8 protein-coding genes are annotated in these 10431 nt (G+C 32.7%); all 8 read left to right on the plus strand.

The window, feature by feature from the left end; genetic code table 11:
- Positions 1-5: 5 nt before the first annotated feature.
- Positions 6-1145, plus strand: coding sequence for an O-antigen ligase family protein (locus Q0992_RS03400; RefSeq protein WP_299520394.1), 1140 nt, complete (start codon positions 6-8; stop codon positions 1143-1145).
- Positions 1146-1308: 163 nt separating this feature from the next.
- Positions 1309-2742 carry an MBOAT family protein gene (locus tag Q0992_RS03405; protein WP_299520396.1) on the plus strand — a complete coding sequence of 478 codons (1434 nt, stop codon included), beginning with the start codon at positions 1309-1311 and terminating at the stop codon, positions 2740-2742.
- A gap of 6 nt (positions 2743-2748) precedes the next feature.
- Positions 2749-3672, plus strand: a complete 924-nt coding sequence (locus Q0992_RS03410) for a hypothetical protein (RefSeq protein WP_299520398.1) — start codon at positions 2749-2751, stop codon at positions 3670-3672.
- Between the two features lie 25 nt (positions 3673-3697).
- Positions 3698-5545, plus strand: a complete 1848-nt coding sequence (gene asnB, locus Q0992_RS03415) for an asparagine synthase (glutamine-hydrolyzing) (protein ID WP_299520400.1) — start codon at positions 3698-3700, stop codon at positions 5543-5545.
- Positions 5532-6623, plus strand: a complete 1092-nt coding sequence (locus Q0992_RS03420; RefSeq protein ID WP_299520402.1) for a glycosyltransferase — start codon at positions 5532-5534, stop codon at positions 6621-6623. Before asnB (Q0992_RS03415) ends, Q0992_RS03420 begins: the two co-directional genes overlap by 14 nt.
- The gene (locus tag Q0992_RS03425) at positions 6620-7765 is read left to right on the plus strand and encodes a glycosyltransferase (RefSeq protein WP_299520404.1); all 1146 of its coding nucleotides are present in this window, start codon (positions 6620-6622) and stop codon (positions 7763-7765) included. Before Q0992_RS03420 ends, Q0992_RS03425 begins: the two co-directional genes overlap by 4 nt.
- Positions 7766-7779: 14 nt before the next feature.
- Positions 7780-9681 carry an asparagine synthase (glutamine-hydrolyzing) gene (gene asnB / locus Q0992_RS03430; RefSeq protein WP_299520406.1) on the plus strand — a complete coding sequence of 634 codons (1902 nt, stop codon included), beginning with the start codon at positions 7780-7782 and terminating at the stop codon, positions 9679-9681.
- Between the two features lie 2 nt (positions 9682-9683).
- Positions 9684-10431 (plus strand): glycosyltransferase (locus tag Q0992_RS03435; protein WP_299520408.1); only part of this gene is annotated, 748 nt, incomplete at its 3' end.

Here is a 10431-nt window from a genome sequence, read left to right on the forward strand (position 1 = left end):
TAATTGTGCGTTGGTATATGTCCGAAGGACTTTCAGTTCAGTTGGCCTATTTGAATTTTGGTCTTGTTATGGTAGGCGCTGTATTGTTTAGAAAATATATGGGAGCCACCTCTAAAACCTGTCTGCTTTGGTTTATATATTATATAATGTATTACGCTTTTGGCATACTCGCTATGGGAATTAATGGTTTCCAAACCTCCCTTATTCCTACCTTTATACCTATTATATATTTTATTGGATATTTTGTTTTATTAAGTAATAAACAACTATTCAAGGAGTTTGTATATTTTGCTACCGTTTGCTTTGTATTAACAGCAATAGTTACTTTGACTTTATATTTGTTTAATTTCAATCTAATTGAACAAGATACCCAAGAATGGGCCATTGATCGTGCCGATGGTGTTTATGGAGATGCAAATAATGCCGCACTGGCGAGTTTAGTAGCATTTCTGTTATTTGATCGTGTTTTTAGACCTAAGAATCTCCTTTTAAGGGTGGTAAAAATAGGAATTCAATTAATAATCTTTTATTCGCTTTTTGTCACCTTCTCAACAACGGGGTTGTTCGCTTTTACAGTCACTTTTATGCTGACTAATTATAAATTATTTAGGGGCTTAAGACTTGCATTATTTGTCCTTTTCGTAATCTTATTCTACCAAGGTCTATTCATTTTGAGCTCAGAAGTAACCAACTTAGGTTTAACAAAGGCACAACAGGATAAAATTATGAATATTACCAACTTACTGACCTTTAATTTTGACAAAGTCGACAATTCTGGTCGTGGGGATTTATTGCACAATATCTTATATTATATCAATGAAAACCCAATTCTTGGAAATGGCATTAACTTTTCCAATGAACACCGTGGTCATAACACCTTTGTAGGAAATTGGGTCGATGGAGGTTTGTTGACCTTTTTGTTCTTCTTATTCTTGATTCTCACCTATTATTTTAATGCTCTTAAACTTAGTATTAACCTGAGGTTTTTTGTCATATCTGTTATGTTTATCATGTCCATATTTATGATAAGCTTACAATCCGTAATTAATCAGCCTTACCTTTTGGTAATATTTGTGTTTATGGCATATTTATTTCATTACAACAAAACAGAACCCGAGCATCTTAGTTTTTTAGATAAAGACTAAAAAAGGACTGATTAAATTGTTTTTTTTATTGTACAAATAAAAATTTGCAATGAATGACGCTAATTAAAGGTGATTACTTACATTTTATGGATTAAATTTGATTTATTAAAAATCTAATTCCATTTTTGTCGGGTATAATTAATTGCCCCAAAACTAATGCGTTATGCTTTTTAATTCTATTGAATTCTTCCTATTCCTACCCTTAGTTTTTATTCTCTATTGGTTAATTGGGGCAAAAAATATTAAGTCGCAAAATTTACTCATTGCATTTGCAAGTTATTTTTTTTATGGTTGGTGGGATTGGAGATTCTTATTTCTTATCCTATTTAGCTCGTTAGTTGACTTTACAGTTGGACATATGTTGAAGAAACATACAAAGCCGCCTACAAGAAAGTTGCTGCTATGGGTAAGTATATGTGTTAATTTAGGCTTTCTTGGGTTCTTTAAGTACTATAACTTTTTTGTAGACAGTTTAGTAGAATCTTTTACGTTTTTCGGAAAGACTTTAGAGATTAGTACATTAAACATAATTCTGCCAGTTGGTATCAGTTTTTACACATTTCAAACTTTAAGTTACACCATTGACGTTTATAAAAACAAGTTAGAACCGTCAAAAGACTTACTGGCCTTTATGGCATTTGTTAGTTTTTTCCCGCAATTAGTCGCCGGTCCTATAGAACGTGCCACTAACCTATTGCCTCAATTCCATGTGCAGAGAAAGTTTGTATATGCTAATGCTGTTGATGGTTTACGACAAGCACTTTGGGGTCTCTTTAAAAAAGTAGTCATTGCAGATAACTGTGCTAAGTATGCTAATCTTATTTTCAATAATTATGAAGATTATTCCGGAAGCACACTGCTATTAGGGGCATTCTTTTTTGCGTTTCAAATTTATGGTGATTTTTCAGGCTATTCAGATATTGCCATAGGTATTTCACGTTTGTTTGGATTTGAACTGAAAAAGAACTTTGCATTCCCTTATTTTTCGAGAGATATTGCTGAGTTTTGGAGACGATGGCACATATCTTTATCAACTTGGTTTAGAGATTATTTATACATACCATTGGGTGGTAGTAGAGGTGGCACAAAGATGAAAGTGCGCAACACCTTTATCATTTTTATAGTAAGTGGTTTTTGGCACGGTGCCAATTGGACCTTTATAGTTTGGGGTGCATTAAACGCTTTGTACTTTCTACCGCTTTTATTAATGAAGAAAAATAGAGTGAATACTAATTTAGTTGCTGATGGTAAATATATTCCTAGCTTTAAGGAGCTCTATCAAATGCTATTTACATTTTTTATCACCTTAATAGCTTGGGTGTTTTTCAGAGCTGATAATGTTTCGCACGCTCTGTCTTATTTAGGAAACATATTCTCATCGTCGGTTTTTAATAACCTTGAACTTTTCCCTACAGACGTATTGGCCCTTGTCTTATTCTTTTTAATTATTGAATGGTTTGGGCGCAGTGGTAATTATGCTATAGAGAAGGTCGATTTTATTAAACGACCTGTGAGATGGAGTTTTTATATGTTATTGATTATATTGATGTTTACCTTCACTGGCGAACAGCAAGAATTTATCTATTTCCAATTTTAATGTCGCGTGAAGAAGTTTTTTAAAAATATCATCCTATTCTTAATAATACTGCTGATTGTAGGTGAACTGGTTGTGCGCCTTACACACGCCGTTTCAGATATACCACAACGCACCATAGATGAATATGGTATTCAAAAATATAAACCAAATCAAAAAGGGTATTGGAAAGGAGGAGAACACACTTGGCTTATTAACGATTATGGATGGCCTGGAATTGCTCCTAATTCACTCGACAGCCTTATTAGCATAATTGGAGATTCATATATTGAAAACTTTATGAATCCAAATGAATGTCATCAGTCAGAGTATTTGCGAAAAATGTTACCAGATTACAATTTTATGGAGTTTGGACGTTCTGGGGTGTCATTTATTGAAGCCTTAGAGATTAGCAAACAAATGGACACATTAAACCCAAAACATCATCTCATCTATGTCAATGATGATGACTTCTACGAAAGTATCTGTGAGGCTAAACGAATGACAGATGTCACCCAATTGAGCCTCAAAGACAATAAAATTAAATACGGTGAAATGAAAGGGTCGAGTTCTAAGAAAGTTTTATATAACTGGAAGTTATTATACTACTTTTATAATAGATTTCCGATAGATTATATCAAAAATAATCTTACGCCTAAAAAAGTATCACCAGAAGAGCCTAGTCCCAATGATAATGTGCCGTCTAATCATATTGATGCAATAACAAAGTTGATGATATACGTTACAGATAACTATAATATCAATGATAAAACATTAGTATTTCATCCAAATTCTAATTCATCAATTATAACTATTGCAAAAAATGCTGGTTTTAATACGATTCTACTAGATTCTAGTATGGATAAGACTTGGACATTTGATTATGACAGTCATTGGACCTGTTATGGACATAATAAAGCTGCAGAGCAAATAAGTCAACAACTATCATTTTAACTTTAATAAAGTAATTTAAAAATAAATGTGCGGAATTTACGGTAGTACGATAGTTTACTCTGAGTCTCAAATCAAAGATAAACTCACCAGGACCTCATTTAGAGGACCTGATCAGATGGGTATGAAAGTTTACAGACATCATGATCAAAATATTTCATTTGGTCATAACAGACTTTCAATAATTGATTTGGACTCGAGATCTAACCAACCTTTTAATTACTCAGATCGCATAGAGATTGTTTTTAATGGTGAAATATATAATTTCCAGTATATTAAGAATACACTCTCTAAAAAAGGCTATACATTTAATACTACTAGTGATACTGAAGTGATTTGTGCTGCCTATTTAGAATATGGTGAGGATTGTGTAAATGTATTTAACGGCATGTTTGCCTTTGTAATCTATGATATTGCAAACAACCGTTTTTTTGGTGCAAGAGACAGGCTAGGACAAAAACCTTTTTACTATTATCACAATGATACAGATTTTGAATTTGCAAGTCAGCTATCTTCAATTCAGTTACATCACAATAGCCTGAGTATCTCTGAAAATTCAATCAGCTCTTATTTAACTTGGGGTACAATTCCTGACCCCCACTCTATTTTTAACGAAATCAAAAAACTGTTGCCGGGTCACAGATTTTATTTTGAATTAGAAACTGGTGAACTAAAAATTGAACGATACTGGGATATTGATTACAAGGGTAAAACTAAATTTACTGATAATTATAACGAGGCTAAAGCTGAACTAAAAAGTTTACTATACGATGCCGTAAAAATTAGAATGTTTGCAGATGTACCTGTTGGAGTATTTTTGTCTGGTGGTGTCGATTCATCATTAGTGGCGTCATTTGCGGCAAAATCAATGGAATCGGATGTAAAAACCTTCTCGGTTAAATTTAATAGTAAAGGATTTGATGAAAGTACTTATTCACAACAAGTCGCTGATCATCTAGGAACACAGCATAACGTAATTGAGTGCGATTATAATGAAGGATTAGATTTAATTGACAATTTCCACCACTTTTACGATGAACCTTTCGATGATTCCTCTGCCATTCCATCAATGTTATTGGCAAAGCATACAAAAGAACAAGTAACTGTTGCGATATCTGGTGATGCTGGTGATGAAAGTTTTTTGGGTTACCATAGTTATAATTGGATAAATCAAGGAAGCCAGTTTATGAAAATACCTTATCCTTTGAGATTAGTCCTTTCAAAACTAACACATCTCGCACCTAATTACAGACTTAAAATTATAGCCAGATTTATGGCATATAAATCTATAAACAATGTGTTTTTAGATTCAAGAATTGACAGGTACTCTCATGTCAGAAATAGTAGCTTTAATCCCGAAGATGTGGAGGAATTAAAATACCTGCTTCATACCGACAAAAACTTATTGGAAAGAGCTTCAGACTTTGACCTAAAAACCTATTTAAATTGGGATATTAATACTAAAGTCGATAGAGCTACTATGGCTTATTCACTCGAAGCAAGATCACCTCTAATGGATTATCGTATTGTTGAGTTTGCAAGGTCCTTGCCTACAGAGTTTAAGTTTAAAGGTGGTAACCAAAAAAGAATTCTTAAAGACATTCTATATGAATATGTTCCTAAAGAAATCTTTGATAGACCTAAGGCTGGTTTTGCCATACCTTTTAAAGTTTGGTTCAGAAATGAATTAAAGGAATATGTTCTTGATGAACTAAGTACAGAAAATTTAAAAAAGATACCTCTCATAAAAAGTGCATTTGTTGAAAGTAAGATTGATGAACATATGAAAGGTAATTCCAACAATTACAATTTAATTTGGAAGCTTTTAATATTAAAGCAATGGCTAAATAACAATCAAGGTTATGAAATCAGATAAAAGAATATCTGTCATCTTTGTTCTACCAAACTTATTACCTGGTGGTGCTGAGCGTGTTATGTCGTACATTGCTCAAAAAATTGATAGTTCCAAGTTTAATACAACGCTTGTTGTTATTGGTTACTCTAAAGATGCATCATATAACATTAAGGGCATTAATTTAGTATTCTTAGAAAAACCCAACGTTTCGTCTGGTGCCTTTGCCCTATTCAAATTCCTTAAAAAAACAAAACCAGATATTACAATAAGCGCTATTGGTCATTTAAATACACTTATGGCTATATTCTCTATTTTCTTTCGTAAAACAAAATTTATTGCACGAGAGGTAAATGTGCTTAGTGTACTTTCACAATTTGCAATGGAAAGAAACAAAAAGACATTGTTTGAGACTTTTTCATCAAAGAGATTTAGATATTTTGACAAGGTAATTTGTCAATCCAAGGATATGTTAGAAGACTTTAAAAGAAATTTTGATATTGAGGATAGCAAACTAGTAGTCATTAATAATCCTATTACGGACAATTTTAAAGTTAAGGAAAGAAGAGAAGTTAACAAGCCTATTAGATTTATTACCGTGGCACGATTAGACGGCGAAAAAGGGCACGGTAGGATATTAGAGGCATTGGTAAAGGTAAAATTTGATTTTCACTATACTATTATCGGTAAAGGAAGCTTAAAAGATGAGATTTTCTCATTTATAGATAAATCTAATCTCAGTGAAAAAATATCATACGTTCCTTATACCAAAGAAGTGAGTAAATATTTATCCGAAAGTGATTTGTATCTTCAGGGGTCATATACCGAAGGTTTCCCAAACTCAATAATAGAGAGTTGTATAGTTGGAACTCCAATTTTAGCCTATGATGCTCCAGGCGGTCTAAATGAAATAATTTATCCGGATATAAACGGTAAAATAGTCACAAGTGTTGAACAATTTACTGAGGCGCTCAACAGTATTAATTCAGATTATAATTTTGATTGCAATGAAGTTAGTAAATCGGTAAGTGAAAGATATGATAGTGGTACCATAGTCAAGAAATATGAGGGCTTATTTATAAAAGTTTACAATAACGCATGAGAATAGGTATTTTAATTAATTCACTTTCAGCAGGCGGCGCGGAACGCGTAGTAACGTACTTGCTTAATTATTGTATTGACAATAATATTGAAGTACATCTATTTCTTATGAATACAACTAAGAAATATAATTTGCCAGGCGGTCTCAATATGCATTTTATTGAAAAAGCAAGGAATGATGAAAGTGGAATCTTAAAAGCTTTGAAGATACCATATTTGGCATTTAAATACGCAAGATTAGTCAAGCGTCTGGGGATAACGCATAGCCTCAGTTTCCTTACTAGGTCTAACTTTGTTAATATACTATCACGTAAGTTCACGGCTTACAAGTATAAGATTATAACCAACGAAAGGGCTTTTCCAAGTCAGCAATATAGCTATGGAGGTTTAGATTCTACCTTTAATAAGTTTCTTATATCTAAACTTTATAAAAAATCAGATTTGTTACTTGGTAATTCTAACGGAAATGTTAATGATCTCATAGAGAATTTTGGCATGCCAACTGATAGAACTCAAGTTGTGCATAACCCTATTGATCTTGATAAAATTGAAAGCATATCGCCTTTAGATTCATTTTTCGACAACTCCAATTTTAATCTTATTACTATTGGTAGATTAGATACAGGAAAGAATCATTTAATGCTAATTAAGGCTTTGCATGAAATTTCAAATCCCAGCGTAAAACTCTACATATTTGGTGAGGGTTATATGAGGGAAAAAATAGAGGCATTAATTGCAGAATTAAATATGGAAAATCGAGTAATTCTTATGGGTTACGAATCAAACCCTTTTACATATTTAAAAGCTGCTGACTTGTTTATATTTGGATCTAATCATGAGGGGTTTCCTAACGTGCTATTAGAAGCAATGGCTTGTGATTTACCAATTTTAACAACTAATTGTCAATCGGGTCCAAACGAAATTATGGAGTTAGAAACACCTTTAGATGCCCTTATGATTACTAACTATGGCATACTTGTACCAGTAAAAAATGAAGCACTAATGGCTGAAGGAATTAACTTCTTCGTAAATGACTCGGTATATTTAAATGAGTGCAAAAAAAATGTAAAAAGAAGAATTAGGGATTTTGAAAAAAACAAAATTCTTCAACAATATTTTAACTCAGTCAATAATGTGGATTGAAAAAAAAAATAACTATGTGCGGCATAAACGGTATAATTTCTAAAATAGATATTCATGAAGATAGTCTAAGTAAGCGACTATCTAAAATGAATCAACTTATTTTTCACAGAGGACCAGATGAAGATGGATTCTATTGTGATACTGAAGACTCTGTAGCAGTAGCAATGGCAATGCGCAGACTTTCAATTATTGATTTGAGTACCGGCAAACAACCTATGCAAAGTGCAGACGGTTCAATCAGCATTGTCTTTAATGGTGAAATTTATAACTACAGATCCATTAAGTCAAAACTGGAATCTGAAGGAGTAAATTTTAATACCACCAGTGATACAGAGGTTATTCTTAAGGCTTATGAAAAATATGGTATCGACTCTTTTAAAGAACTCGACGGAATGTTTGCTTTTAGTATTCATGACAAAAGCCAAAATAAAGTTTACATCGCTAGAGACTATTTCGGAGAAAAACCTCTCTATTATACTAAAACCGCTAACGAGTTTTTATGGGCTTCAGAATTAAAATCTATCATATCTAATCTAAAAAGTAAACCTCAAATCTCTAAGGAAGGTCTAAATTTATACTTTAGACTAACCTATATACCATCACCTTATTCCATTTACGAAGGTATATACAAACTACCTAGCAATAGTTATATAGAATATAATCTTAAGGAAGATGAATTTAATATCCATGATATAGAAAATATTAAGCCGATAGAAAAAAGAGAGATTTCATTTGAAACTGCAAAAAAAGAAGTTTACGATGCAGTGATAGCAAGTGTTGAGAGTAGATCCGTAGCTGATGTATCTTTAGGAACATTCTTATCTGGCGGTGTAGATTCATCCATTATAACCTATTGTCTTTCAGAAATTTCAGAATCAAAAATAGAAACTTTCTCTATAGGCTTTGAAAAGAAGGATTATGATGAAACCGATAAGTCGCAAGTTGTCGCCAAACTTGTTAATAGTAATCACCATGAATTTATAGTGAAAGAAAGTGATTTTAAGAGTGGAGTTGATGAAATCTTATTAAACTTTGACGAACCCTTTGCAGACTCCTCTGCCCTTCCCACCTACCTAGTTTCGAAAAACGCGCGAGATTATGTTAAAGTTGCTCTTACTGGAGATGGTGGAGACGAGGTGTTTGGTGGTTACAACAAATATTATATAGGGAAACTGAATAATAGATATACATCAGTAGTTCCTAAAACACTTCATAAACAAATATTAAAATTATCAAATGGAATTCTAAATACTAAGGATGATAATAGAGGTAAACGGTTTAAGATTAATAGACTTTTAAAGGCGTTTAACTATGATGGTAATCAATATTGGAATATTATATCATTAGCATTTACAGATGATGAAAAGAAAAAACTATTAAAAAAAGCTAATCTAATCTATGATACTTTTGAAGAGTCAAAAAAGCACACTAATCAATACAAACCTACATCAATTACTGATTTTAGATTGGTAGATAAGGATGTGAGTCTTGAAGGTGATATGCTAGTTAAAGTCGATAGAACAAGTATGTTGACTTCCTTAGAATGTAGAGCACCATTTCTAAATAAATCCTTATGGGATCTTGCTAATTCATTACCTGAAGAATACCTAATGAAGGGCTGGAACAAAAAGTATATTCTAAAAGAAGCCTTTGCAAATAAGTTTGAACCTGATTTCTTAAATAAGTCCAAACAAGGCTTCGGTGTTCCCGTTGGTGACTGGTTAAGAGGAAGCCTGAGACCCGAGTTAGAATCATACATAGATCGTAAGTTCATAGAATCACAAGACATTTTTAATGTGGAATACATAACGGAAATGATAAAAAAACATATATCTGGTGAAAAAGATAACAGCATGCGTGTATGGTGTTATTACATATTCCAAAAATGGTATCTAAACACCTATTCAATTCTATAGAAGTGAAAAAAATAATTAGAATTACAACGGTATCAAGTTCTTTAAAAGGACTGTTAAAAGGGCAACTTGGCTTTATGAAATCCCATTACGATATGCTAGGTATAGCCAGTGATGAGAACAACCATTTAAAGGCCTACGAAGAACGCGAAGGTGTTAGAACAATGCATGTTAGCATGACGCGCAAAATCACGCCGTTTAAAGACTTAATCGGTGTTTATCAATTATACAAAATATTTAAAAAAGAAAAGCCTTTTATCGTTCATACTCATACACCAAAAGCTGGTACATTAGGTATGTTCGCCGCTAAATTGGCAGGAGTAGAAAACAGGCTCCATACAATTGCAGGATTACCTTTAGTTGAAATTACTGGTGCTAAAAGAAAGCTCTTAAATTTTGTAGAAAAGTTTACCTACAGTTGTGCCTCAATGATATTGCCCAATTCATTTGGCATGAAAGATATTATATTAGAGGAAGGGTTTTGTAAAGCGTCAAAACTTCGAGTACTTGGAAATGGTAGTTCAAACGGTATAGATACAGGGCAGTTCAATGTCGACAATGTGGACAATAACGTTATAAAATCTATCAAAGAAGAATTAGAAATAAGTGATGACGAAACAATTTTTCTGTTTATAGGGCGCATAGTCAAGGACAAAGGTATTAAAGAACTTGTTGAGGCATTCACAAAAATTTCAGAGAATTTTGGAAAAACAAAACTATTACTTGTTGGATCAAAAGAGGATTACCTCGACC

The sequence above is a fragment of the Winogradskyella sp. genome, assembly GCF_028289625.1.
Classification (GTDB): Bacteria; Bacteroidota; Bacteroidia; order Flavobacteriales; family Flavobacteriaceae; genus Winogradskyella.

Coding starts and splice junctions, on each gene's coding strand:
- Q0992_RS03405 (WP_299520396.1), top strand. CDS start 1,309: ATGCTTTTTAATTCTATTGAATTCTTCCTATTCCTACCCTTAGTTTTT.
- asnB (WP_299520400.1), top strand. CDS start 3,698: ATGTGCGGAATTTACGGTAGTACGATAGTTTACTCTGAGTCTCAAATC.
- Q0992_RS03420 (WP_299520402.1), top strand. CDS start 5,532: ATGAAATCAGATAAAAGAATATCTGTCATCTTTGTTCTACCAAACTTA.
- Q0992_RS03425 (WP_299520404.1), top strand. CDS start 6,620: ATGAGAATAGGTATTTTAATTAATTCACTTTCAGCAGGCGGCGCGGAA.
- asnB (WP_299520406.1), top strand. CDS start 7,780: ATGTGCGGCATAAACGGTATAATTTCTAAAATAGATATTCATGAAGAT.